This is a genomic window from Candidatus Zixiibacteriota bacterium (assembly GCA_040753875.1).
Taxonomy (GTDB): Bacteria; Zixibacteria; MSB-5A5; order GN15; family FEB-12; genus DATKJY01.
In genome coordinates, this window is record JBFMDV010000012.1 from 1 (window position 1) to 26,350 (window position 26,350).

The 26,350-nt window shown below is 56.5% G+C and carries 18 protein-coding genes; 10 read left to right on the top strand and 8 right to left on the bottom strand.

The window, feature by feature from the left end; genetic code table 11:
• Window positions 1-123 precede the first annotated feature (123 nt).
• The 3 genes from AB1644_04920 to AB1644_04930 form a co-directional block, all read right to left on the bottom strand.
• On the bottom strand, window positions 124-3,189 hold the full coding sequence (locus AB1644_04920; protein ID MEW6050388.1) for a CusA/CzcA family heavy metal efflux RND transporter: 3,066 nt from the start codon (window positions 3,187-3,189) through the stop codon (window positions 124-126).
• Window positions 3,190-3,195: 6 nt separating this feature from the next.
• Window positions 3,196-4,917: an efflux RND transporter periplasmic adaptor subunit gene (locus AB1644_04925; protein ID MEW6050389.1), complete on the bottom strand. Its 1,722-nt coding sequence runs from the start codon at window positions 4,915-4,917 to the stop codon at window positions 3,196-3,198.
• 112 nt (window positions 4,918-5,029) lie between these two features.
• The gene (locus AB1644_04930; protein MEW6050390.1) at window positions 5,030-5,305 is read right to left on the bottom strand and encodes a hypothetical protein; all 276 of its coding nucleotides are present in this window, start codon (window positions 5,303-5,305) and stop codon (window positions 5,030-5,032) included.
• Window positions 5,306-5,595: 290 nt separating this feature from the next.
• Between AB1644_04930 and AB1644_04935 the strand changes: the two genes are divergently transcribed.
• From AB1644_04935 to AB1644_04970, 8 genes are read left to right on the top strand one after another with little or no spacing between them, the layout of a single operon-like run.
• A complete protein-coding gene (locus AB1644_04935) occupies window positions 5,596-8,019 on the top strand; it encodes a heavy metal translocating P-type ATPase metal-binding domain-containing protein (protein ID MEW6050391.1) in 2,424 nt (807 codons plus the stop codon).
• A gap of 1 nt (window position 8,020) precedes the next feature.
• Window positions 8,021-8,194 (top strand): cbb3-type cytochrome oxidase assembly protein CcoS, encoded by a 174-nt coding sequence (ccoS, locus tag AB1644_04940; protein MEW6050392.1) that lies wholly within the window; start codon window positions 8,021-8,023, stop codon window positions 8,192-8,194.
• A 22-nt stretch (window positions 8,195-8,216) separates the two neighbouring features.
• On the top strand, window positions 8,217-10,349 hold the full coding sequence (gene ccoN / locus AB1644_04945) for a cytochrome-c oxidase, cbb3-type subunit I (GenBank protein MEW6050393.1): 2,133 nt from the start codon (window positions 8,217-8,219) through the stop codon (window positions 10,347-10,349).
• 17 nt (window positions 10,350-10,366) lie between these two features.
• On the top strand, window positions 10,367-10,564 hold the full coding sequence (locus tag AB1644_04950; protein MEW6050394.1) for a cbb3-type cytochrome c oxidase subunit 3: 198 nt from the start codon (window positions 10,367-10,369) through the stop codon (window positions 10,562-10,564).
• Window positions 10,557-11,225, top strand: coding sequence for a cbb3-type cytochrome c oxidase N-terminal domain-containing protein (locus AB1644_04955; GenBank protein MEW6050395.1), 669 nt, complete (start codon window positions 10,557-10,559; stop codon window positions 11,223-11,225). The genes AB1644_04950 and AB1644_04955 overlap by 8 nt, the downstream gene beginning before the upstream one ends.
• Before the next feature lie 3 nt (window positions 11,226-11,228).
• On the top strand, window positions 11,229-12,644 hold the full coding sequence (gene ccoG / locus AB1644_04960; protein ID MEW6050396.1) for a cytochrome c oxidase accessory protein CcoG: 1,416 nt from the start codon (window positions 11,229-11,231) through the stop codon (window positions 12,642-12,644).
• A complete protein-coding gene (locus AB1644_04965; protein ID MEW6050397.1) occupies window positions 12,641-13,099 on the top strand; it encodes a FixH family protein in 459 nt (152 codons plus the stop codon). Before ccoG ends, AB1644_04965 begins: the two co-directional genes overlap by 4 nt.
• 11 nt (window positions 13,100-13,110) lie before the next feature.
• Window positions 13,111-13,827, top strand: coding sequence for a sulfite exporter TauE/SafE family protein (locus tag AB1644_04970; GenBank protein ID MEW6050398.1), 717 nt, complete (start codon window positions 13,111-13,113; stop codon window positions 13,825-13,827).
• Between the two features lie 12 nt (window positions 13,828-13,839).
• On the opposite strand, the gene AB1644_04975 is transcribed toward AB1644_04970, so the two are convergent.
• From AB1644_04975 to AB1644_04990, 4 genes are all read right to left on the bottom strand, one after another.
• Window positions 13,840-14,475 carry a hypothetical protein gene (locus AB1644_04975; protein ID MEW6050399.1) on the bottom strand — a complete coding sequence of 212 codons (636 nt, stop codon included), beginning with the start codon at window positions 14,473-14,475 and terminating at the stop codon, window positions 13,840-13,842.
• 200 nt (window positions 14,476-14,675) lie between these two features.
• Window positions 14,676-17,648, bottom strand: a complete 2,973-nt coding sequence (locus AB1644_04980) for a PEP/pyruvate-binding domain-containing protein (GenBank protein ID MEW6050400.1) — start codon at window positions 17,646-17,648, stop codon at window positions 14,676-14,678.
• 140 nt (window positions 17,649-17,788) lie between these two features.
• On the bottom strand, window positions 17,789-19,153 hold the full coding sequence (gdhA, locus tag AB1644_04985; protein MEW6050401.1) for an NADP-specific glutamate dehydrogenase: 1,365 nt from the start codon (window positions 19,151-19,153) through the stop codon (window positions 17,789-17,791).
• Between the two features lie 579 nt (window positions 19,154-19,732).
• Entirely contained in the window at window positions 19,733-20,407 is a 675-nt protein-coding gene (locus tag AB1644_04990; protein MEW6050402.1) for a response regulator transcription factor, read from the bottom strand.
• Between the two features lie 113 nt (window positions 20,408-20,520).
• Between AB1644_04990 and AB1644_04995 the strand changes: the two genes are divergently transcribed.
• Both AB1644_04995 and AB1644_05000 read left to right on the top strand, forming a co-directional pair.
• Entirely contained in the window at window positions 20,521-22,275 is a 1,755-nt protein-coding gene (locus AB1644_04995) for a PEP/pyruvate-binding domain-containing protein (protein MEW6050403.1), read from the top strand.
• Window positions 22,272-25,451 (top strand): PEP/pyruvate-binding domain-containing protein, encoded by a 3,180-nt coding sequence (locus AB1644_05000; protein MEW6050404.1) that lies wholly within the window; start codon window positions 22,272-22,274, stop codon window positions 25,449-25,451. The genes AB1644_04995 and AB1644_05000 overlap by 4 nt, the downstream gene beginning before the upstream one ends.
• A gap of 2 nt (window positions 25,452-25,453) precedes the next feature.
• Here the strand turns inward: AB1644_05000 and AB1644_05005 are convergent, their stop codons facing one another.
• Window positions 25,454-26,332, bottom strand: a complete 879-nt coding sequence (locus tag AB1644_05005; protein ID MEW6050405.1) for a metallophosphoesterase — start codon at window positions 26,330-26,332, stop codon at window positions 25,454-25,456.
• Window positions 26,333-26,350 lie beyond the last annotated feature (18 nt).

Genomic DNA, 26,350 nt, shown 5'->3' on the forward strand with positions numbered 1-26,350 from the left:
GGCGAATCTCTCTGGCGTTGACCGCCTCGACCGCTTCCGGATTCTTTACGAGGTCCGATTTCTCGATAGCGGACAACAACTCGCCTGTACCCTCATCCTGCTAAAGCAATTTTGAGATAGGTTCTAGCGCTCGGCCGCACTTCGTCGGCCAAACACTGAGTACAACGCCGGCAACACAACCAGCGTGAGAGCGGTGGAGGTAATGATGCCGCCAATGACCACGGTCGCCAGCGGCCGCTGCACTTCCGCGCCAACGCCATTCGACAACGCCATCGGTATAAACCCAAAGGCCGCCACCAGAGCTGTCATCAGCACCGGGCGCAATCTCGCCAGCCCGCTTTCGCGAATGGCCATCTGCAGTTCCATTCCCTCGGATCGTAGGCGTTTAATCTGAGATACCAGTACCAGACCATTGAGCACCGCTATGCCTGAGAGGGCGACAAAGCCGACACCAGCCGAGATTGAGAACGGCATGCCGCGAACGATTAATGCAATTACACCACCCAATGCCGCTAACGGCACACCTGTGAAAATGAGAATGGCGTCGCGAAAAGATGAATAGGTCCAATACAGCAGTCCGAAAATCAAGAACAGCGCCAGCGGGACGACGATTGCCAGACGGCGCTGCGCGCGGATTAGATTTTCGAATTGTCCACCGAAACGCACATAGTAACCAGGTTCGAACTTGATGTCCTTGGCGATCCGTTCTCGCAGTTCCTGCACGAATGACCCGACATCGCGTCCGCGGACGTTACACTGTATAACGGCCCTCCGTTTGCCCCACTCGCGCGAGATGGTCGAGTAGCCAGGGGCAAGGGAAGGAATAGTCACGCGATCCAGCGTCATTTGCACATCGCCTGATCGAAGCGGGATCCGCTGCACGTCTTCAGGCACCGAGGCATACAATGAATCCATCTTCACCGCCAGATCGAAGCGCCGCTGGCCTTCATAGACTTCGCCGACATGGATACCGCCGATGCTTTGAACGTAGGTCAGGACTTCAGAGGCCGGGACGCCGAGCCGGGACAACCGCTCCCGGTCGACAACCAACTGAAACGAGGGTTGGCCCGTCAACTGTTCGACGGAAACATCAGCGCTGCCGCGTAGCGTCTTCGCCAGCGTGGCGATCTCCTCGGCTTTTTCCTCAAGCACTTTCAGATCATCGCCGAACAGCTTGATGCCGATATCTCCGCGTATGCCGGCGATCATTTCGTTGACACGCATCTCAATCGGTTGCGTGAAGACGCGGTTTTGACCAGGAAGGTCGGAAAGTTCGACATCGAGGGCCGCGACCAACTCGTCCTGCGTTTTGACTCGCTTCCAAAGATCCCGCGGCTTGAGAGTGAGAAAGATGTCAGTCAGTTCGAGGCCCATGGGATCGGTCGCCAGCTCGGCGCTGCCGGAACGCGACCAGATATGATCAATTTCGTCTGGAAATTTTCGCAGCAGAATCCGTTCGATACGGGTGTTATCGTCAGTAGACTGTTCGACGGCGACCCCGGCCAAGCGAATCGTGTTGATGACGATACTACCTTCGCTGAGTCGCGGTATGAACTCCGTTCCGATATGATTGAAGGCGACTGTCCCTAAGCCGAGCGCGACAATTGACGCCCCAACAACCATCAGTCGATACTTGATGGCCCAATCGAGTACCGGGCGATATAAGCGCTGAGCCAGGCGCACGACAATCGGTTCGCGCTCTTTGATCGGTTTGGTCAGCATTGTGGCGATCAGCGCCGGAATAACGGTGAAGGACATTATGAGTGAGCCAACCAGCACGAATACAACCGTCAGGGCCATCGGGCGAAAGAGTTTTCCTTCGACGCCCTGAAGAGTCAGAATGGGCAGGTAAACGAGTATAACAATGAGTTCGCCAAAAAGGGTCGGCTTACGTACTTCCATAATTGCTTGTTTGATAATGTCAAGACGTGACACGTGTGCGGTCATGTGACCCAGACGTCGCACGGTATTTTCAACCTGAATTACGGCGTTATCGACCGCCAGGCCGAAATCAATCGCGCCCAAGCTCATGAGACTGCCTATAATCCCCACGCGAGACATCACGTCGAAGGCAAACAGCATCGAGAGGGGAATAGCCGATGCAACGATCAGTCCGGCCCTCACGTTGCCCAAAAACACGAAGAGGATGGTGATAACCAGCACGGCTCCGAAAAGCAAGTTGTGCTCCACAGTCTTGAGCACGTGGTCAACCAAATCTGTACGCACATACACCGGCTTCACTTCGACGTCGGCGGGCAGACTCGCTTTGACTTCCTCGAGCTGTTTTGACAGGCGCTGAGCCACCTCGTGGGAATTCTGGCCAGTGATCAGAAATCCCAACCCTAGGACTGCTTCACCAGTGCCCTGATAGGTTGCAGCGCCACGGCGAATCTCGTGACCGACAATCACATCGGCAAAGTCGCTGATGCGGATCGGCACGCCGTTGCGAGTATCGACCACGAGCGACTCGATTTGTTCGCGACGGCTCACTGTTCCCACCCCACGGACCACCATTTGTTCGCCGCCGCGTACCATCTGACCACCCGCGACGTTACCAAGATTGTCACGGAGTATCGTAACCACCGCGGCCAAATTCAGGCCATAGTGCATGAGCCTGTTGGGATCGACCACAACCTGGTACTGCTTCTCGTAGCCGCCCCAGCTGTTGACCTCGGCGACGCCCGGGACCGATTGCAGCTGCGGTCTGATGATCCAATCCTGTACAGTACGGAGGTCGGTGGGATCGGCCGTCTTGCCGATCACTACGTATTGAAAGATCTCACCGAGACCGGTCGAGATGGGGCCGAGTTTTGGTGCCGGAATGCCGTCGGGCAGTTCGACGCTAACCAATCGCTCAGTCACCTGTTGGCGTGCCAGGTAAATATCGACAGCGTCACTGAACACCAGCGTAACCTGCGAAAGACCAAATTTCGAGATCGAGCGAACTTCGGTCAGCCCGGTCAACCCGGAGAGTTCGCGCTCAATCGGAAAGGTTACCTGCCGCTCCAATTCTTCGGGAGACCAGCCCTCGGCTGACACGTTCACCTGTACCATGACCGGCGTTGTGTCAGGAAATGCATCGAACGGCAGATTGATGAAAGCCGAGACACCCAGAATGACCAGGATGACGGCCAGGCACAGCACGACAATGCGGCGCCTTATAACAAGATCAACAAGCTTTTCGAGCATGGCAACTCATGACTTGCCGCCGACATCGCAGCAACCGGCGCCGAGGCTACCCTTGCGCAATTCTGTCTTAAGCTGATAACTCCCATTTACTACCACCATGTCGCCCTCTTTCAGGCCAGATGAGACGTTGTACATGCCGCGGTCGCCGCGCGAAAGCGTAACCTTGTGGGGACGATAGCGACCGATTGCCTCCTGGACAAATACGACATTACAACACCCTTCCCATTGCACGGCATCACGAGGAACCGCAACCTGCGTCGTTGTAGCGGAAACGGGCAGGACCAGTCGGCCGAAGCTGTGAGCTTGAAGCTCTCCAGCATTGCCGATCACTTCGGCCCTGATCGTAGCAGTTCTTGTTTGCTGATCGATGAATTGGGAGACCCAGATCACACGGCCGGTGACGCGATTAAGGGCATCGCCATCAGCAGCGAATTCAACCGGCTGATAGGTCTTGAATGCGGGGAGATCTGATTCACTCACGTTAGCTTCAATCCACAACGCCGACGGATCCCCGATGAGAGCGATGGTCGATCCGGGTTGCAGTAGCCCCCCGAGCGGCGCACTGCGGTCAAGCAGCGACGCGTCAACCGCTGCCCTCAACAGGAATCGCGAGGAAATCTTCTTGCCGTTCTCAAGAATGGTTATATCCTCGTCGTTGAGCCCGGCCGACTTGAGCAGACCCAATGTACCCGCCAGGTGCGCTTGCGCTCCTTTGCTCTCTCCGTCGATTCGCTGATGCTCTGCGGCGGAAATGAGTTCTCGCTGTTTCAAGCTGTCGGCACGGTCCTTCTCCTGTGTTTTCACGTCGGCATCGGCTGCAGCCTCCAGGTAATCCGCTTGAAGCCTGGGCATGTCGGGCGATTCCAGCAATGCCAGCGGCTGACCCCTTTCGAGCCGCTGGCCCGGCTCAGCCAGCCAGCGCACGACCGTTGTCGGAATCGTGGTCGTGACGGCATACGATTTCGTTTCGTCGAATACGATTTCCGCCGGAGCATCGATCGAGACCGATACCGCCACGTCGATTGCGGGAACGACATCAATTCCGGCCCGTTCAGCGGTTTCGGCTGAAGCAAATTGAATGATGGCGTCGTCGGTGGTACATTTTGCTTTGTTCCTGGGGAAGAAGACCGATGGTCTGCTGGTCTCGGTCAGGGAAGCATCCGACTTGGGTTCCTGCGGAAACGCCAGCTTGGGGTTGCAGAGTCGGTCGTGCGACTCCGGAAGCTGATGCTCATTACACCAATCACCTTTGGCCTTGAAGGCGGCGATCAGGTCGGAATGACACTGGGTGCACTCGGATTCCGGGACCAGGTGTTCTGCGCACCAGTCAGCGGCAATTTCATGTGTTTCCGTTTGGAGACTCGCCTCGGTGCCGTTCGCTTTCTCTTGTGGGAAAGAGAGGCCTGGGTGGCACAGCCGGCAGTGCGACTCGGGCAGATTGTGTTCGTTGCACCAGTCGTTCCTGGCTTTGAACTGAGCGATCAGGCTCGGTTTGCACTGGGTGCACTCGGATTCCGGGACGCGGTGTTCGACGCACCAATCCGACCCCTTCACGGAACTGTCCGACCGTAGCTCCTTGGGATCGTGCCGGGCAGGATCGTTCGACGGGGCCGCCGCGGGGTTCTCGACAACCTTCTCAGACCTGCTCCCTCCAGCTACCATTGTCACTGTCGCGCCGATCCCAATGCCGATCAACAGCACGACCAGAAGAATACCTGTTCGTTTCATAGTAACAATTTCTCCATGTAACAATCAACCGGCGACAATCGCGAACGACCGCACTACCGATTAGAATTTTCCTTGTGTTGTGGATTATGCCCGGTTAAGGGCATGCGTTTCTTTATGCCGAGAAACGGGGAGGATGGTCAGGGTTGTTTTCGAGTTCTTCGATCAGAGCGAAGCTATCAGCGATCTTGATGGTAGCCGACTCACCGATCTGGTTCGAGTGTTCGATGCGTGAGGAGACGATGGTCATCGCTTGACAGTTGCAGCGGCAGGTCAGGTAGTTACACGTGGTATCGTCATCACAGCAATCGCCGACATGCGTGAACGACGCAAATAGCGGGAGCACCATGGCAACGGCTATTGCGAATACGGCCGTCCTGAGGAGCGGCATATATCGTCTGCTGATCAGCATACCTTGGGCATAAGATACCAAATAGGTCAATTTAGTCAACTGGTAATGTCTGGTTTTCAAGTCCAGTAAAAGCACGGAGCCGCCGTAGTTCCCATACAGTTCCTGGTCAGGACGGTTATGTTATGCATGCTCGATACAGGTAAGAATTCGGTATCAAAACCCCTTGCCGACTACCGACATCGCCTCTATATTGGTCCGCAGAAAACGAGTAAACAAGGACTATGTCGCACTACTTAGTACATTTTTTCACAAACGGCAATCACTAAGCGATGACAGTCAATACCACCCAGCAGAAAACAGCCTGTTTCCACTGCGGTCAGCCCTGCCTTCAAGATACAACGGTGCAGGACGGCAATTCGTTCTGTTGCGCCGGGTGCCGGTCTGTTTACCAGCTTTTGTCGGGCGCGCGGTTAAGTCAATACTACCAGGCCGAGCAGGCTCCTGGAGTAAGACCAGCAGCGGACCGGACCGGCCGTCACGCCTATCTGGACGATGCTCAGGTTCAAGACCAACTGCTCGATTATGCAGGTGAGGCTCGCGCCCGTATCACACTTTCGATCCCGCAGATGCACTGCGCTTCGTGCGTCTGGCTGCTCGAAAACCTCTATCGGCTGGAGTCAGGTGTACTCCGTTCTGAAGTCAGTCTGCCGGACCGTCGATTGGTACTGACGTTCGATAAGCAGCGTATCAGTCTCCGGCAGATCGTCGAACTGCTCACGCGACTTGGCTACGAGCCCGAAATCAAGTTAGCGAACCTGGACCGAAAACCGGAACGCAGAACGAACTGGCGTCTGTACGCCAGGACCGGCGTCGCAGGATTTTCGTTCGCCAATATCATGCTGTTCAGCTTTCCGGAATATTTGTCTTCCGATGGCATACAGGAAACAGGCCTCTCCCTCACGTTTAGGATCGCCAGTCTTATCCTGGCGATTCCGGTCCTGTTGTATTCGTCTGCCGATTATTTCCGTTCCGCCTTGACAGGCCTGAGGCAGCGGACTATCAATCTCGATGTGCCAATCGCGCTGGGTATCGGCATGCTGTTTCTCCGCAGCAGTTTTGACATCATCGCAGGGATAGGCCCCGGATATCTCGACTCATTCACCGGTCTGGTGTTTTTCCTCCTGCTGGGTCGGTTGTTTCAGCAGAAAACATTCGATCGGCTCTCGTTCGACCGCGACTATCGCGCCTATTTCCCAATCTCGTGTGTGAAGCGAGCCGGCGATGCCGAGAGCACGGTACCGATCACCCAGTTGCGTCCGGGAGATCGGATACTCGTTCGCAATCAGGAGCTGGTGCCGGCCGATGCGGTCCTGATCAATGGTCAGGGGAGTATCGATTACAGCTTCGTCACCGGCGAATCTCACCCCAAAGAGTTGATCTCTGGTGACAGAGTTTATGCCGGTGGCAGGCAGACCGGTGAGGCGATCGATCTGGAGGTCATTCGCGAAGTCTCCGACAGCTATCTGATCTCACTGTGGCAGGATAGTCGCCTGGCAGCACACAATCGTCCCAGTCTGACCACATTGGCGAATAGTATTGGTAAGCACTTCATAGCCCTGGTCCTCGCTACCGCAGCAGGGGCCGCCGTGTACTGGGGATTCCACGATTCCACCCGTCTTGCCCACGTGGTGACCTCGGTGTTGATTGTTGCCTGTCCGTGTGCATTGGCGCTGGCGAGTCCGTTTGTTCTTGGGACAGCTGCCCGCATTTGGGGGGACCAGCGCTTCTTCGTGCGAACACCGCAGGTCATCGAGAATCTCTCGCAGATCGACACTATCGTATTCGACAAGACAGGCACACTCACACAGGCTGACCGGCAGAGCGTTACGTATGAAGGCGTACCGCTCACATCGTACCAGAAGAAATGTGTGGCGGCATTGGCTCGACAATCCACGCACCCCTCCAGCCGCGTTTTGGCGCAGACGCTGCCGGCTTCGATCGAGTCAGCGGTAACCGACTTCGCCGAGATTCCGGGCAAGGGGATTTCGGGTACGGTCGACAGTCGACAGATTCGGCTCGGCAGCCGCTCCTGGGTACAGGGCGAGGGCTCTGCTGTCGACGATCCCGTGACTCCCCCTGTTGACTCGTCAGTGACATTCGTCTCTGTGGACGGTCGCGTGTTGGGCTACTATCGCTTTGAGAATGTGTATCGCGAAGGAGTGCACGTGACTATGGCCGAGCTTGGCGCAGAGTACCGACTGGCGCTGCTCTCGGGGGATGGTTCGCGTGAACGGGAACGGATGAGCGCCATTCTCGGAAGCAATGCGGAGTTATCGTTCCAACAGTCGCCGCACGACAAGCTTGACTATATAAGTCGGCTGCATGATCGAGGACGCCAGGTACTGATGCTTGGGGATGGTCTCAACGATGCCGGAGCGCTTCGTGCCGCGACAGTCGGCGTGGCGGTAACCGAAGATTCATCGTCATTTGCCCCGGCGTGTGATGGGATACTCGAAGCTTCCTCCCTGGGGAGTCTGCCGCGCTTTCTCGCGATGGCGCGGCGGGGGCGCACCGTGATCATCGCGGCTTTCGGCCTCTCACTGATATACAACATTGTCGGCCTCGGCTTTGCCGTGAGTGGTAAATTGTCGCCACTGGTATCGGCCGTGCTCATGCCAATCAGTTCCGTTTCAGTGGTACTATTTTCGACCATCGCCACTCGGCTGGTAGCCCGAAGAGAAGGGTTGTGTTGACATGAGTGTCGTACTTCTGCTCCTCCTGGCATCGGTGCTCGTAGCCGGCGGATTTCTGGTGGCGTTCCTGTGGGCGGCTCGGAGCGGGCAGTATGACGACATGGTGACGCCATCGATGCGCATGTTGTTCGACGACGACAAGCCTGGAGGGGAGACGAACAAGAAGATACAATGACTCGCCTGTGGAGATACAATACATGGCTGTAGAATCGTTTCAGTACGACAACAAGCTGGTACGGGATTTCGGGATCGCAACCATGGTCTGGGGCGCAGTCGGGATGCTGGTTGGGCTCGTTATCGCCATCCAGCTCTTCTTCCCTGCACTGAATCTTGGACTGGCGATCACCACCTTCTCCCATCTTCGACCGCTGCACACCAACGCGGTGATATTCGCCTTTGTCGGCAACGCCATTTTCATGTCGGTGTACTATTCACTGCCACGACTATGCAAGGCAGCGATGTTTTCGGAACTGCTGGGGAAGATCCACTTCTGGGGCTGGCAGTTAATTATCGTGGCCGCGGCGCTGACACTCCCGACCGGATTCACCACCAGCAAAGAATACGCCGAACTGGAGTGGCCGATCGATATCGCCATCGCGCTCGTGTGGATCGTGTTCGGCATCAACATGTTCGGCACGATCCTCAAGCGGCGCGAAAAGCACATGTACGTGGCGGTCTGGTTCTATATTGCAACCTGGGTGACGGTCACAGTGCTGCATGTGGTCAACTCGCTCGAACTGCCGGTCACGTTCCTCAAGAGTTATCCGGTGTATGCGGGGGTGCAGGATGCGCTGGTGCAATGGTGGTACGGCCATAATGCGGTGGCGTTCTTTCTGACCACACCGTACTTGGGCATGATGTATTACTTTTTGCCGAAAGCAGCAAACCGCCCGGTGTTTTCATACCGGCTCTCGATCGTTCACTTCTGGGCGCTCATATTCATTTATATCTGGGCCGGCCCGCACCACCTGTTGTATTCGGCGCTGCCGGACTGGGCGCAGTCACTCGGCTCCGTATTCTCCATCATGCTGATCGCGCCATCATGGGGCGGCATGTTGAACGGGCTGTTGACGCTCCGCGGCGCATGGGACAAAGTGCGGGAAAGCGCGGTATTGAAATTCATGGTGGTCGCAGTGACAGCGTACGGTATGGCGACATTCGAGGGACCCACGCTATCTGTCAAGAGTGTCAATGCCTTGTCGCACTTTACCGACTGGACAATAGCGCACGTCCACGTGGGAGCGCTGGGATGGAACGGATTTCTGACGTTCGGCATCCTGTACTGGCTCATCCCCAGGCTATACCGGACCAATCTGTATTCAGAAAAGATGGCGAATCTGCATTTTTGGATTGGGTTTTTGGGAATTGTCATCTATGCATTGCCTCTGTATTTCGCCGGGATCACACAGGGGCTTATGTGGAAGGAGTTCACGCCGGAGGGGCTGCTGCGGTACCCCAATTTCCTCCAGACCGTACTTCAGGTGATACCGATGTATGTGATCCGCTCGATTGGCGGCGCTCTGTTCCTCGCGGGTGTCATCATGATGATGTACAACCTGGTCAAGACCATCAAGCAGGGAAAGCTCGAAGCACGTGAGAACGCCGAAGCACCGGCGATCTTGCGCGATCCAAAGCCCGTTAAGCTTGCAGTCAGTCATCGCTGGCTCGAGAGCAAACCAGTGCTGTTCTTGGGGCTCACCACGATCGCAATCCTGTTCGGGGGCATTATTGAGATGATCCCCACGTTTCTCATCAAGTCGAACATCCCGACAATCTCTGCGGTGACACCGTATACGCCGCTGGAACTTCAAGGGCGGGATATTTATGTGCGGGAAGGCTGTTACACCTGCCATTCGCAGTTGATCCGGCCGTTCCGCTCGGAGACAGAACGATATGGCGAGTATTCGAAGGCTGGCGAATATGTCTATGACCACCCGTTCCAATGGGGTTCGAAACGGACGGGACCGGACCTTCAGCGCGAAGGAGGCAAGTACCCGGATGCCTGGCATTACAACCATATGAAGGACCCGACCTCTATGTCTCCCGGTTCCATTATGCCGCCGTTCCCATGGCTATTGACAGACAAGTTGGATACGACTACTACGGCCGCCAAGATCCGAGCGCTGCAAACACTGGGAGTGCCGTATCCGCCGGGCTATGACAAGACGGCCAATCAGGACCTGGCAGCTCAGGCGGTCAGGATAAGTGCCGGGTTGAAAGAGGCGAATATCGCAAGCGAACCAGATCGCGAAATAATCGCACTGATAGCGTATCTCCAACGGCTCGGCACCGACATAAAAGCCGGAACGACCGCACGGGCCGGGATGTAGGGAGAAGGAGACCACACATGTTCAAAGATATTATAGGGCAGATCGAGGGGTCCGAACTGTACTCGATCGTCGCCATGCTGTTACTCGTTGCCGCCTTTGTGGCCATCATAATCCGAGTGATCCGGATGGACCGGCGGCATCTGGCTCACATGGAGCGGCTGCCGCTCGATCCCGTCGCTTCGGGCGATAGACACAGAGAGGATCGCCATGTCTGATGAAAGATTGATGCTCGACCACGAATACGATGGCATTCGCGAGCTCGATAACGACCTGCCGCGTTGGTGGGTCTGGTTATTCTACATCACGATCTTCTGGGCGGCGGTCTACCTGCTGTACTACCACGTGTTCGCTATCGGTTATCTGAGCCGCGATGAGTACCTTCAGGAAGTGGACCCCAATTACACGCGTGTCGAACCGGCCGGGAGCAAGTTTATGGGACTTGTATCAGAGTATCATCCGCCCGTCTATGACCCGGTGCGAGATTACGCGCTCATGGGAGGCGTTAAAAAGAAAGCGGCGGTGACGTTCAAAGTCGAACGCCGCGAAACCGACACCACTACCTATGTCGCGCTTACCGATCCGGAGAATCTGGAGCACGGAAAAGAGATTTTTCTGCTACGCTGCGCCTCCTGTCACGGGCGGCTCGGCGAAGGGAATATCGGGCCTAACCTCACTGATGATTACTGGCTGCATGGCGCCGGTATGAGCAACGTGGTCAAGACCATAAAGTATGGCGTCCCGGCCAAGGGGATGCTTTCCTGGCGCGGCGAGCTCAAACCGGATGAGATCATGCAGGCAGCCAGTTATATTCTCACCCTGCACGGCACGGCGCCGCCAAACGCCAAGGCACCGCAGGGGGAGCTGGTGACCGAATAGGCCATGCCGGAACCACAGCACGACAAACGCGGCTCATTCCGCGATTCGCTTGCAACGATCGACAGACGCGGCCACCGGATCTGGGTCTACCCCACCAAGCCAAAAGGGAAACTACACCGCGCGCGGGCGATTGTTGCCATTTTCCTGTTGGCCTTTCTGTTCGGAGCGCCGTTTATCAAGTTACACGGCAACCCGCTGTTTCAGCTGGATGTCATCAACCGCAAGTTCTTCATTCTCGGGTTCATCTTCTGGCCACAGGATATCTATCTGTTTGTCCTCGGCACGATCGCCCTGGTTGTGTTCATCATTCTGTTCACCGCCGCGTACGGTCGTCTGTTCTGTGGCTGGATCTGTCCCCAGACCGTTTTCCTCGAAATGGTGTTTCGGAAAATTGAGTTTCTTATCGAGGGAGCCGGCCCGCGCCAGCGCGAACTCAACCGCGCGCCGATGTCTTCATCCAAGTTCGGCAAGAAAGCCCTCAAACACACCATCTTCTTTGGACTGGCGTTCCTGATCGGCAATACGTTCCTGGCCTACTTCATCGGCATCGACGCCCTGCTGGACCTGGTGACCTCCCCCCCGGCAGAGCACGTCACGGGCTTCATATTCATGGTGCTCTTTTCTCTTGTGTTCTACTGGGTCTTTTCGTGGTTCCGGGAGCAGGCGTGCACGCTGGTATGCCCGTACGGCCGATTACAGTCAGTTCTACTCGATTCGAATTCGATCGTCGTGGCATACGATTTCAAGCGTGGTGAGCCGCGTGGACCGATACCGCGCGCCGGGGAGCGTGTGGGTAAAAGGGACTGTATCGACTGCGGCGCCTGCGTGCGGGTTTGTCCGACCGGTATAGATATTCGCAATGGCACCCAACTGGAATGTGTTAATTGCACCGCCTGCATCGATGTCTGCAACCGGGCCATGCACGGAGTGGGATTCCCGCCGGGGTTGATCCGATACGCATCATATGATTCCATCGCCCACGGCACACCGCTTCGGTTCACACCTCGCATGAAATTGTATACTGCGGTGCTGAGCGTGCTGGTGATAGTCATCACCGCTTTATTGATTTTCCGGACGCCGGTGGAGGCAACCATCCTCCGAGCTACCGGGTCGATGTATGAAGAACTGAGCGACGGCAACATTCGCAACGTGTACACGATCACCGTTACCAACAAGACTGCCGACCAATTACCGGTGACGCTGAAGCTGACGAATGTATCCGGCAAGCTAACAATACTTGGTCCGGAATTGAACATTCCACCGCAAGGGCAACGCGAATCAGTCTTTTCGATAGAGATTCCCAAGTCCAACTTGTTCACGGCCAACAGCCTGATCACAATCGAGGTAATGTCGGGGGACAAGCAGCTTGAATCCGTGAGGACGACGTTTGTCGGACCGGAGCTCCGGAGGAACCAGTGAACGAAACCAGACCAAGAAGCCGCTGGGGGATCGGGATCGCCGCCTTGTATGGGGGGTTTGTCCTGTTCGTTCTCGCGTGCGTGGGGTATGCATCGTTGCAGCACTTCGATCTGGTCGAACCGGAATACTATGAACGGACGCTGGTGTATCAGGAGCAGATCGACAGGCAGCGCCGGACCAATGCGCTTGCCGAACAGCCGTCTCTTGCCTTCGAGTCGGAGTCCCGGCTCCTGGTGCTACAGTTTCCTGCGTATTCGTCGGCGGTGACGGGTGTGATCAGATTCTACCGTCCGTCAGGAGCCGGAATGGACTTCTCTCTGCCGCTCGCGCTGGACCCGACAAACCGGCAGACAATTCTCGACCCCCGCCTTATTGCGGGATTCTGGCGAATGAAGCTTGACTGGCGCATGGACAGTCTTGACTACTATATTGAGCGCAGCGTAACGGTCGAATAAAGGGGCAATTGATGGATACGTATTTCTGGTCGGCCATAGCTCTGGGATTTCTCGGCAGCGTGCACTGTATCGGTATGTGCGGCCCTATCGCGCTGGCTCTTCCGCGCAGCTTTTCATCTCGAACCGGCCTGCTTGTCAGCCGCGTGCTGTACAACACCGGACGGATCATCACGTACGGCGTGCTGGGAGCAATTGGCGGGCTTTTGGGCAAGATGGTGGCGCTGGCCGGGTTCCAGCAGTCGTTGTCTATCGTTGCCGGCGTATTGATACTGCTTGGGGTGTTTCTCCCCAGTCGCTTTGCCCGGAAGTTGCTGCCGATGCAACCTGTAGATAGCGCGATCGAACGAATCCGGGGATTCTGGGGGCGGTTGTTCGGCACGCACACACAGGCATCCCTTTTCATGATTGGTCTGCTGAATGGTCTGCTTCCGTGCGGACTCGTATATGTGGCGCTGGCCGCAGCTGCAGCCAGCGGCAGTTCGGCCGGCGGCGCGCTATATATGCTGCTTTTCGGCCTCGGCACCTACCCCGCAATCTTCGCAACATCGCTCTTCGGGAGCGTCATTCCCACCCGTATCCGACAGAATCTTCTTCGCCTTCTGCCCGTGGGAGCGGTCGTGCTTGCTCTTCTGCTCATTCTCAGGGGTTCATCGCTCGGCATACCATATCTGAGCCCCAAGCTTCACACGCCGACCGGCAGCACTGCCGCGCACGACTGCTGCAAGTAGTCTTCGCTGCTGCTATTCGGTAACGCGAAGTCGTACCGTCCGCTCGAAGTAATTGGCGGTCATGCCCGCCTTGGCGTTCCCTTTTACCGATTCACCGCTGGTCAGCATAACCTGCAACTGAATGTCGGCGTTCTGGGCGGCATCGGTTGGGCGCACGGTCATGGGAAGCACCGTCACGGAGGCGTTTTCATATCCCTCAAATATGTCACCAACCAACCGACAGGCCATCGGCAGGTTGACCTCCCAACCCGGAGCAAATTTGGACAGGGACGACGAACCGTTAGTCTTCGGATCCACATACAGCCAGGCATTGCGTTGTGGAGCCGCAATGGTGTCACCGCCGGCGCGTCCAATGATGGTCATCACTGTTTTAACGGAACCGCGCTTCGCCTCGATGACGAAACTCCCATCGTCTCGTTTCAGGGACTGTTTGCTGTTCTTGTCAACGATGTCAATCACCGTGCGCGGGTCGTCCTTCCAGGGACCGTTGTCGATATGACACCCCAGGCAGTCTTTCGATGCGCCCAGAATGCCGACGGCCGGCGGGTAGGCTAAGGCCGGCCGCTGGAATGAAGCAAGCGCCATTAGTCCGGTCAGCATCAGAATCAGTGCCGCCGGATGGGACCATTTTCGTGCCGAACAGGTCATGATTGGGTACCTCCAAATATCTACACGCCATGCGGTTCGATTGGAATTGGCCAGATGTCTGTGTGAGGGCAGTTATACGGCCAATACAATTATACGATATAGATCTTCAAGATGTTTGACCCAAACCCCACTGCTAAACTCCCGGTCTGGCGTGAAAGCGACGCGTCCGATAACAATGCTGCTCACACGTGGTAGGCGCGTCAGAACGGTTTAAGGATAATGCCCCTGTTGGTACGACCGTTCATCTTGATAACGACCGGATGATCGAACCGATAATGGCGGACGAACTGTTTGTTGGTCACGGGACGTTGTCGACGCAACCAGCCCCAGTCCACAAACCCTTCCTGTGAGAACGCATTCACGCTGAAGTAACCGATCCGAGCCGATGTTATGTTCTGGAAGAAATGGCTCCCCTGCGATGGCGCCACATTGAAGTCCTTGAAACTTGATTCGACAATGGCGCGTACACCCGAAATCTGGTCCCAGGTCACCGGAATACCGAGCCATGGGTCGCTTGAGCCCCATCGGCCCACCCCGATCAACGCGTAGGGGCGGCGGCGCAACACCAGGTCGGCGTTGAACTGACTCACCTCGCGGGCAACATCCATGCTTTTGTCGCGGCGAAATCCATCCGGGTCAACAACTACCAGATCATATATCTCTGCCACCAACCCATTGCCCAGAACCTGCGGGCTCTGGCACAAGAGCCGCTCGGGCTCGACATTTTCGACATCGAGTTCTTCCAACTCGCGGCTCGTCACCAGCGGACGCATCTGCAAAAACGCGAACTCGCGCGGTGTGCCGCGTGGCACCGAGTGGTTGACGGCAAACTCTATTTCCACGGGCGAACTGAGTCCCCATCGCCCCATTTCCATGATCAGGTCGAGGATCTCGGCCAGTGGAAACAGCTCGTTTTTGAGAATCGGCGCAAATGTCACCAGCCGCACGCCGGGGCGCGAGAGTCCGTCCGTAATGGCATCGTTTTCACGAGAATAGGTCGAAGCCACGAGCGGAAGGGTACCATCCTGCTCGGCATATTCCAGCCCATAGCTGGTGAGTTTGATCTCCCGCGTGTGGTCGCTATTGCCGGCATATCGGCCCAAATCAAGCGCCCAGAACTCCCGCTGCGAATAGCGCAGGGTATCCTCCGTTCCGGAGAATTGCAGCAAGTGACGTGGGAATTTCGGACAGAACCGGATCGTGAAGCCGCCATCGACCACCGTCGTCCCAAGACCGAGTGCCACCGACGCAATGCCATCAGAGGGGATCATGGGGGGATGCGGATAAAAATTGTACGAGCGCACGACGCCGGCGAAGTCGGGATAGAAGCGTGAAGCGTGCCTGACACCGACCAGTTTCTGTATGATGACCGCCATCTTCTCTTCTTCGAGTCGATACGGAGTGGCGGCGATATAGGCTTTGGTCCGGGACGAAAACGTGGAGGCATACACTCGTTTGATGGCGCTGACCAGTTCCTGGAGACGGACAGCCGGATCCTCATGGTTGTTCGGCAGCATATACGTCTGGTAGATACCTGCGAACGGCTGGTATTTGGAGTCCTCAAGCAGGCTCGACGAGCGGACCGCAAGGGGATAGTCGACCATATCGATATATGCGGCCAGGTCGGCGGTTACGACTTCGGGCAAGTGCGCCGCCAGGAACCGGTCGTTGATCTCTGAGTCATTGGCAGCGTTGATAGCCCAATCGCGAAGATGGTTATGATCGAGGAACTGGTCGAATATGTCGGTAGCGACAATCACCGCCGGTGGGACATCGATACGCGTCCGCGGGAATCGTTCGTGCAGCTTGAAGTTTTTCAAAAGGGTGGTGACAAAGGCCAGCCCTCGTGCTTTGCCGCCAAGCGAGCCGGACCCGATACGGGCAAAACTGGCGTTTGGATCAAACGTGTCCGGATCGAAGTCCATCACGGTACCCGTATGGCGCTCCCGTCGGAAATCACGAAGCGCCTTGATCAAGTCCTGACGAAGGTCTTCGACGGTGGGGAAATCGGTCACCTTGCGTGGACGAAGCTGATGTGCCAGCCAGAACTCGGTACGGGCCTTGAGCCAGTTGGAAAAGTGGTTTCGTTCGGCGTGGTACTGAATCGACTCCTCCGGTACCACGGCCAGTTGTTCCTCCAGCGCTCGGAGATTTTCGGCATAGCCAACCGCCCGGCCATCAGAAAGTCGGAATACGAAGTCACCGAAGCTGAAATTCTCGATCATGAATTGGCGCAACTGCTGTAGGAGAACGGGGGACCGTTTCCACAAAAATCCGGCGCCGATCTCACGCGCCCGCCCTTCGAACTGCGGGGAGTCCGACTGCAGGAGTATAGGAATGTCAAAATGGGCGGCCCGCACCTCGCGGGCGAGACGGATCCCGGCTTCGGGGTCCGGGTTTCCCCGGAACGGAAACTCGATATCCGAGATGACTCCCAGCACACAATCCTGGTACTTTTCATAGTACTGCCAGGCCTCTTCGTAGGTGGCACTGAGCAGAATCTTGGGGCGCGCACGCATGCGGAGGAGCTTGTGTGACAGGTTGACACTCTCGGCCATCAGGCTTTGGGAATGCTTGAACAGCTCGGTGTAAATGAGCGGCAGAAACGACGAGTAGTAGTTGATATTATCCTCAATGACGATAATCGACTGCACACCGACCGCGTTGGTGTCATGATCCACATTCCGCTTGTCCTCGATATATTTCACCATGGCGATCAGGATGCGGAAATCTCCCTGCCAGACGAATATCTTCTCGAACACCGAGACATCGTGGTACGCGGTCAGCTCGATCAGTTCACGGTTGTCGTAGGTGAGCATGATGACCGGAATGTCCAGTCCGGCTTTCTTGACCCGTCGGGCGAATTCGACGGCGTCCATATCCCCCAGATTCATGGTGGTGATGATCAGCCCGAACCGGCCTTCTTCGGCTGCTATGGTCAGCGCCTCAGCGCCGGTGGACACGCGTGTGATGCCCGGCGCATTGCTCAGATTGAGGTCAAGGTACTCGGAGAGGATCATCTCTGAGAGTCGCCCGTCCTCCTCGAGGATAAACGAGTCATATAAGCTGGAGACGAGCAATATCTCCCGTATCCGGAACCGCATCAGATTCTGGAACTGGTGGAACCGGTTGGCGAATCCGTGCTCGGTCAGTAGCTTGTCAAAGTCCGACATGGTCAACGCCCTCAGGTGCGACAGCTATGATAGTTTATCGACAGAGCTGTCACTCTCCGCATGGTGTGCCCATAATATAAAACGGAGGGGCGGGTCGCCCACTCCGTTTTTTTCGCGAGATGTCGAATCAACAGAAGGAATCAGACTAAGCCCTGGTCCATCATGGCATCGGCGACCTTCAGGAACCCGGCGATATTGGCGCCGTTGACGTAGTTCCCCGGAGTGCCGAACCGATTGGAGGCCTCAACGCAGGACTTATGGATCGACTTCATGATGAGGTGCAGACGGTTGTCCACTTCCTCCCGCGTCCAGCCGTACCGCATTGAGTTCTGCGACATTTCCAGACCGGAAGTAGCCACACCACCGGCGTTGGCCGCTTTGCCGGGACCGTACAGAATCCGGTGATCGAGAAACACTTTCACACCTTCCGGTGTAGTCGGCATATTGGCTCCCTCGGAGACAACTGAGACGCCGTTTTTCACCAGGTTCTGCGCGTCTTTGCCGTTAATCTCGTTCTGCGTGGCGCTGGGGAAAGCGCAGTCCGCTTTGTGATTCCAAAGAGGATTGTAGTCCATCTTGGGATCAATCGGCGTGTAGGTGGCGGTACGATATTTATCGGCGTATTCTTTGATACGTCCGCGCTTGACATTCTTCAGTTCCATGACAAACGCCAGCTTGTCGGCGTTGATTCCTTCGGGGTCGTAGATGTACCCGCCGGAATCGGAGACCGTCACGCACTTTCCGCCGAGCTGGTTGACTTTTTCGATCGTGTACTGGGCCACGTTACCGGAGCCGGACACGAGACAGGTCTTCCCCTGCAGCGACTGGTTCTTAGTCCCAAGCATTTCGGCCGCGAAGTAGGTGGCACCATAGCCTGTGGCCTCGGGACGAATCAGTGAGCCACCCCAGTTGAGTCCTTTACCGGTCAGCACGCCGGTGAATTCGTTGCGGAGCTTCTTGTACTGCCCAAACAGGAACCCGATCTCACGGCCGCCGACGCCTATGTCGCCCGCCGGGACGTCGGTGTCTGGACCAATATGGCGGCTCAGCTCGCTCATGAACGCCTGGCAGAACCGCATGACTTCGTTGTCACTCTTCCCTTTGGGGTCGAAATCGGAGCCGCCTTTGCCGCCCCCCATCGGAAGTGTGGTAAGGCTGTTTTTGAACACCTGTTCGAACGCAAGAAATTTCAGAATGCCGAGGTTAACCGACGGATGGAACCGCAGCCCCCCCTTGTACGGGCCGATGGCACTGTTCATCTCGATACGGAAGCCACGGTTGACATGGATTTCTCCCTGGTCGTCTTGCCACGGCACTCGGAACAGGATGACGCGCTCTGGCTCCGCGATTCTCTCGAGAATCTTGGCCTTTCGGTATTCGGGGTGACGGTCCATCACGAGGGCGAGCGACTCGACCACTTCCTGGACTGCCTGGTGAAATTCCGGCTCGGCCGGGTTCTTGGCTTTGATGTGAGCCATAAAGCTCTGCACGTAATCAGCCGACATGAAGCAACTCCTTAGAGGAACAATCTCACTCTGGTTGTATGTTGGTCTTTTGTTGCCATACGATCCGGCGCCACACGGCATCCGATAAAAGCTTCGGAACCGCCGTGGACACATAACTCCATGGTCCAGTAACGACAGGGAACTGATCTTTGGCAATAAGGGGAACCCCTATATCGCATAGGGAAAAGACCTGAGGGAGGTCGTAACTATCTAAGTTGCAAGCCGTTAAACGGGCATCATCATGGTTGCACCAATCACTCATCCGGCCCTCGGCTGCGCTTGTGGCATGCTCTTCGGGCAACAACGCCCTAAGGGAGAAGGGATTTCATGGCAAGTTCGATGTTCACTGTTCCGTCAGGCGACCATGCCGTACGACTTATACACGCTGTCGGGAGCCGGACGTAACACGCGAAAACATAGTGTCTTTCGCGTCTCGACTGCGCTCGACGCGACGATGCGACAATGCGATGAGTAAGCATCCATAGTTGTCGGTTCGAGCGAAGTCGAGAACCGAATACCAATCGTTTTCCCATCCCTATGTGACCGGATCTCACGAAGTGACAGGTGAGGGGGATTGTCTTACGGCTCGATAATATGATTCCGGATGCAATACTTGACGATATCAGTCACGTTTTTCGCGTTCAACTTTTTCATTATCGAGGCACGGTGAGTCTCGGCAGTTTTGGGGCTGATATTGAGAATGTCCGCGGCTTCCTTGGTGGAATAACCATCGGCCAGAAGGCGTGCGAGCTCCCGCTCCCGCTTGGTCACTATCCCGCCCGGTTTCAAAACATTGAGTGCGGGTTTGACATACTCCGCGACTACATCGCTTCCCGCAGGGCCGGAGAGATAAAAGTCACCGTTGGACGCCTTGCGGAGAGCGTACGAGAGCTCTTCGAAATCGCATCCTTTCAGCAGATAGCCGCGCCCGCCCGCCTCGAACGCCTCCCGCACCTGGTCCTCGCTGTAGGCGGATGACAGAAACACTATTTCCGTGCGCAACTGGAGGTCCCGAATCCGGCGCGCGGCGAGGATACCATCGATTACCGGCATTTGAATATCCAAGAGGAGCACATCAGGGCTATGGGTTGCGACCTGATCGATAGCCTCTTGTCCATTGTGCGCCTCAGCGACCACTTCGAACTCGGTCGACGCCTTGAACAGCGCCACCAGCCCTTGTCGAAAAAGGGCTTGATCGTCCGCGACAACGACGCGGATTTTTGGTTTTTCAAGCGGAACCATAGCGGCAAACATAGCATGTAACGTCCGGTATTTCAATGGGTTTGTGGCGGGACAAGCCACGTGCTCCTTCGCACCAGTATTGACTTCCTCCCCCCTTTTCGCTACCCATACCGTAGAGGTGCTTCATGCGCGGCAAGGGCTATAACGTCTCCATCGACAACCTGACCCATTTTGACCGTCACTTCTTCGACGGCAAGGAGACGTTCACCTACATCGGCACCGGTGAACTCGGCGGCAAGGCCCAGGGGCTCGCCTTTGTGCGTGACCTGCTCGCACGTCGATACGATCCGAACGAATTCCCCCAAATCACCGTCGCCGTACCCACGCTCGCAGTGGTAGCAACTGGTGCGTTTGATTCGTTCATGGAAGAGAACAACCTGCGAGATATTGCGTCGTCCGACCTCCGCGACGACCAGATCGCCCATGCGTTCCAAAAAGCCAGTCTGCCGCCCGAACTGGTGGGGGACCTGCGCGCCTTGATCTCCAAAGTGCACACGCCATTGGCAATTCGGTCATCAAGTCTGCTTGAGGATGCACTGTACGAGCCGTTTGCCGGTGTCTATGCGACCAAGATGATCCCCAATAACCAATTCGATGAGGACTCCCGTTTCCACCGGCTGACGGAGGCGATCAAGTTCGTCTATGCCTCGACTTTCTTCAAGAGCGCCCGCGACTATGTCCGCGCCACCGCGCAGGACGTCTCATCCGAAAAGATGGCGGTCATCATTCAGGAAACGGTGGGGCTACGGTACGGCGACCGGTTTTATCCGACCATTGCGGGCGTGGGGCGTTCGTTCAACTACTATCCATCCGGCAAAGCACGCCCGGAGGAGGGTGTTGTGGACCTGGCACTTGGGTTGGGGAAGACGATCGTCGATGGCGGCGTTGCCTATAGTTACTCGCCTACGTATCCGAATGCCAACCCGGTCTACGGCTCGATCGACGGATTACTGGACCAATCCCAAAACGACTTCTGGGCCGTGAACATGGGGAAACCGCCGGAATATGATCCCATCCGAGAAACGGAGTATCTCACGAAAGAGATGCTTGCGGTGGCGGAACAGGATGGCACGCTCAGATTCGTCGCATCGACCTACAAACCGCAGGAGGACCGGATCGTACTTGGCATCGGTACACCGGGGCCACGGTTGGTCGATTTTTCTCCTGTTCTCAAGGTGGACCAGATTCCGCTCAACAAACTCATCAAACGACTGCTGGCATTGTGTCAAGAGGAAGTGCGGAGCGCGGTGGAGATTGAATTTGCGGTCACAATCGATCCGGTGAATCCGTCGCGAGCCCGGTTCGGTTTCTTGCAGGTGCGTCCGATGGTAGTCTCCGACGCCGTAGTTGACGTGGATGAAAGCGAACTGGGCAGACCAGATGCCGTGATCGCTTCAGACCGCGTGATGGGGAACGGCGCGCTCGATACGATACGCGATATCGTGTACGTCGTGCCGGAGACGTTCAATGCCGCCAATACGCGGGAGATCGCGCTCGAACTCGAGCAGATGAATCGTTCGCTGCTGGATGCAGGCCGTCCGTATCTGCTGGTTGGATTCGGCCGCTGGGGGAGCTCCGATCCGTGGCTGGGGATACCGGTCAACTGGGGTCAGATTTCCGGCGCCCGGGTGATAGTCGAGGCCACTCTGCCGAACATGAATGTCGATCTGAGCCAGGGATCCCATTTTTTCCACAACATTTCCAGCTTTCAGGTCCTATATTTCTGCGTGCACCATCTCGGCAAACATACCATCAGGTGGGACTGGCTGGCGGCCCAGAGGACGATGTCCCAAGCCGCCCATGTACGCCACGTCGCGCTCGAGAAGCCGCTGGGCGTTAAGGTCGATGGCCGCACCGGCAGGGGGGTGATCATCGCATGAACAATCCGCACGACAATCTCGACAATCTTATCTGGTTTCTCAAGGAACGCCAGAAAGAGCTCAACTGCCTGTACACGATCGAAGAGATCCTGAGCCGCCATGATACGGATATCGCCCACGTCTGCGAGGCAGTCATCAAGGCGATTCCGCCCGGCTGGCAGTACCCGGAAGTGTGCGACGCCACCATCACGCTGAACGACAAGACCTATCAGTCCCCCGGCTTTGTCGACTCCCCCTGGCGCCTCAGCGCTCCCATAACCGTCGGGGAGAAACCGGTGGGGCGCATTTGTGTTTATTACACTCATGAACGGCCGGTAGCTGATGACGGCCCGTTCCTCAAGGAGGAGGCGAAGTTAATCCGCACGATCGCGGACCGTTTCGGACATTACCTCATGTACAGCCAGATGAAGCACGTTCTGCATGAGTGGCAGACGGCCAAAGACAACATGCCGGCCGACCGTCGCGGCGAGTGGCGGGTGGTGCTTGACCTGCTTCGCGAAACCGACAAGAACCTGTACCTGAGCATATCGCACAAGATGCTCAACCATCTCTGCTGGAGCGGTGTCGAAGAGGCCAAGAAACTGGTCCGGTACTACAGCCCCGACGCCCGCCAGGAAGAGGACGAATTGCTGCGTGACAGTAATATCCCGCACCAACGACGGTCGATGCTCCTCTCCAACGATTTCCTCAGCGATGAAACCTTCCAGATAGCGTCGGACCATATGAGCGACGACGAGATCCTCGCGTTCATCCAGGGCCGCATCCAGGAAGACAAGCTCAGTTTCCTGGTCCGGGCGCTCAATCGGAACCTTCCGCTGACTGAGATCGCCGATGCCATCCGGCGGTACCATCGCATAGCACCCTCGGTCATGGAGTTCGGCCTGCCCACGCTGCGGGGCGTGCACGCGGCATTGATCCGGCGATTCTTTTCCGAGCAGATGCAGTTCGTCAACGTGGCAAAGAACTACATCGAGATCGAGGATTTCTACAAGGTACTTCAGAATATCATCTTTACAGCCGAAAGCAGCGGTAAGCTGGGGGGCAAGAGCGCCGGATTGTATCTGGCCGCCAGCATTCTCCGTCTCGCCGGCAAAACCAACGAGCTGCTGGCCAAGGTGAAGACCCCCAAGACCTGGTATATCACCTCTGACGCGCTCATGTCATTCATGCACTACAACAATCTTGAAGAGATAGTTGAGCAGAAGTACAAAGAGATCGACCAAGTGCGGCTGGAGTACCCACACGTGGTACAGACGTTCAAGAACTCGCATTTTCCGCCGGAGATCCTCAAAGGGCTGTCGGTGGCTCTCGACGATCTCGGCGACCGCCCGCTGATCGTGCGAAGTTCCAGCCTGCTGGAGGATCGCATGGGGTCCGCATTCTCCGGAAAGTACAAGAGCCTGTTCCTGGCCAATCAGGGAGACAAGAAAGTGCGATTGGAAGCGCTCACGGATGCAATCGCAGAGGTGTACGCCTCGACTTTTGGCCCCGACCCTATCGAGTACCGCGCCGAAAGAAACCTGCTGGATTTCTATGAAGAGATGGGGATCATGATTCAGGAAGTGGTCGGCACTCGGATTGGCGACTACTTCCTGCCCGCCTACGCCGGAGTGGCGTTCAGCCACAACGAATTTCGCTGGTCGCCCCGCATCAAGCGGGAAGACGGCCTGCTGCGCTTGGTTCCGGGGCTCGGCACTCGCGCGGTCGATCGACTGAGTGATGACTACCCGGTTCTGATCGCCCCCGGCCAGCCCGGCTTGCGCGTAAACGTGACGATCGACGAGGCAATCCGGTACTCACCGAAAAAGGCAGATCTTATCAATCTAAGAACGAACCGGTTTGAAACGGTGGAGATGAATGATCTGATCAGACAACATGGTAACGCCATGCCGAACATAAGCGAGATCGTCTCCCTGTTCAGTGATGACCACCTCCATTCCTATTTCGATCCCAGCGCGGACCTCACGACAGAACAGGCTTTGGTGACATTTGAAGGGCTGCTCACGCGCACGAGCTTTGTCAAACAAATTCAGGCAATTCTGAGAGAGCTCGAGGAGAAGATTGGTACTCCGGTGGATATCGAATTCGCGTGTGACGGCCAGGATTTCTATTTGCTCCAGTGCCGACCGCAGAGCTCATCCGAGATCGCCGGCGGGGCCGTCATACCGCATGACTTGCCGACCGAGCGGGTGGTTTTTTCTGCGAATAGGTATGTCTCCAATGGCCGGGTGCCCGATATCACCCACATCGTGTACGTTGACCCGCAGAAATACAACGAACTTACCGACCGCTCCACAATGCTGGAAGTGGGACGGGTGATCGGGCGGCTGAACAAGGTACTACCGAAACGGCAATTCATTCTGATGGGTCCCGGCCGATGGGGGAGCCGCGGCGATATCAAACTTGGCGTCAGCGTGACGTATTCGGACATAAACAACACGGCCTCACTCGTCGAGATCGCACGTAAGAAAGGGAATTACACACCGGACCTCTCATTCGGCACGCATTTCTTTCAGGATCTGGTTGAGGCCAACATCCGGTATCTGCCGCTGTACCCCGATGAGCCGGGTGTCATGTTCAACGAAGTATTTCTTACCGGTGCCGCGAACATCTTGCGCGATATTGTCCCCGAATACGAATATCTGTCCGACACGGTGCGGCTTATCGATATACCATCGAGCGCCAACGGTCAGGTGCTGCAACTATTGATGAATGCCGATTTAGACCAGGCGATAGCCGTGCTGGCGCCGCCGCGGTCGTATGCCGACAAATCGGCCGCCCCGTGTCCGCAGGAAGAACAGGTCACCGAAAGCGCCTGGCGATGGCGGCTTCGCGCCGCGGAGCATATCGCCTCTCAGCTTGACCCGCAGCGGTTTGGCGTGAAGGGGCTTTATATCTTTGGCAGCACCAAGAACGCCACCGCCGGACCGCGCAGCGATATCGATCTGCTCATTCATGTCGGCGGGACTGACTTGCAGTGTGAAATGCTGAAAATCTGGCTTGAGGGGTGGAGCCTGGCGCTCGACGACATGAACTACCGCCGCACCGGCTACAAGAGCGGCGGGCTACTGGACGTTCATATCATCACGGATGACGACATCGCGCGCAAGACCAGCTACGCGGCCAAGATCAACGCCGTCACTGATGCCGCCAGACCACTTCAGATGAGCCGGTAGTCTTACAGCAGTTCTCGCGTCGCCGCCGACGGATTCTCAAGATCAAACCGAACCAGCGCCAGTTCCGGGCCATCGTGAGCGGCGGAAAACGACAGGGTCCTCCCAATCTGCTGGCGCCACTGACCGGTCAGACGGGCCGATTCGTGGATGTGACCATGGAGTGTAATCAGGGGCTGCCGCTTCTCGATGAGTCGGCGAATAGCAATGCTCCCCACATGCACCGGAACCGGCACATAGTCAACCATCATGCCATCAAGACCGGCGCGGTCCAGACACGTATCGTGCGGCGGGGAATGAAGTAGAAGCACGCTTTGCGACAGATCATCGTCGGCTGTCAGCGCCGCCAGGTCTTTTTCGATAGTCCCGTATCGAATTTCGTGGGCTTCGACTGGCAATGAGCGATAGCCTTCCTCGGGCGAGATCGAGCCGGGATCAACATAACGAGACACGTCGTACCGCTCCCAGTCTTTCATGAGAAACGGCGTCGGAGATACGCAAGCGTAGCCGTAGACGGAGTGCTTGCCCAATGTTATCTTCTTGTTGTGGATGTATTCCCACAGCCCCGCCTTCTCTCCCGCGATCATACCTTCTTCTTCACCCCGGCTGTCATCGTTGCCGAGAATGGCGAACACGCGAGGGTAGTTCGGCCCCATAGACCGTTTCAGCTCAGCGAAACTTGGCGCAAGAAAGTCGGCGATAAAATCCTCGTGCGGTGAATCGGGTGACGAGAACTGCCACAGTCCGGACGGCAACAGGTCACCGCCCAGAAACACGGCCACTGGTGTCTCCGCCTTGATTCGATGAAACAGCTTGCGATACCGCTCTTCGCTGCCGTGTAGGTCGGTGGCAAAAAGACAGGAATGTTGTGATATCTTGTCCATGGGTATGTCGATTAGCTC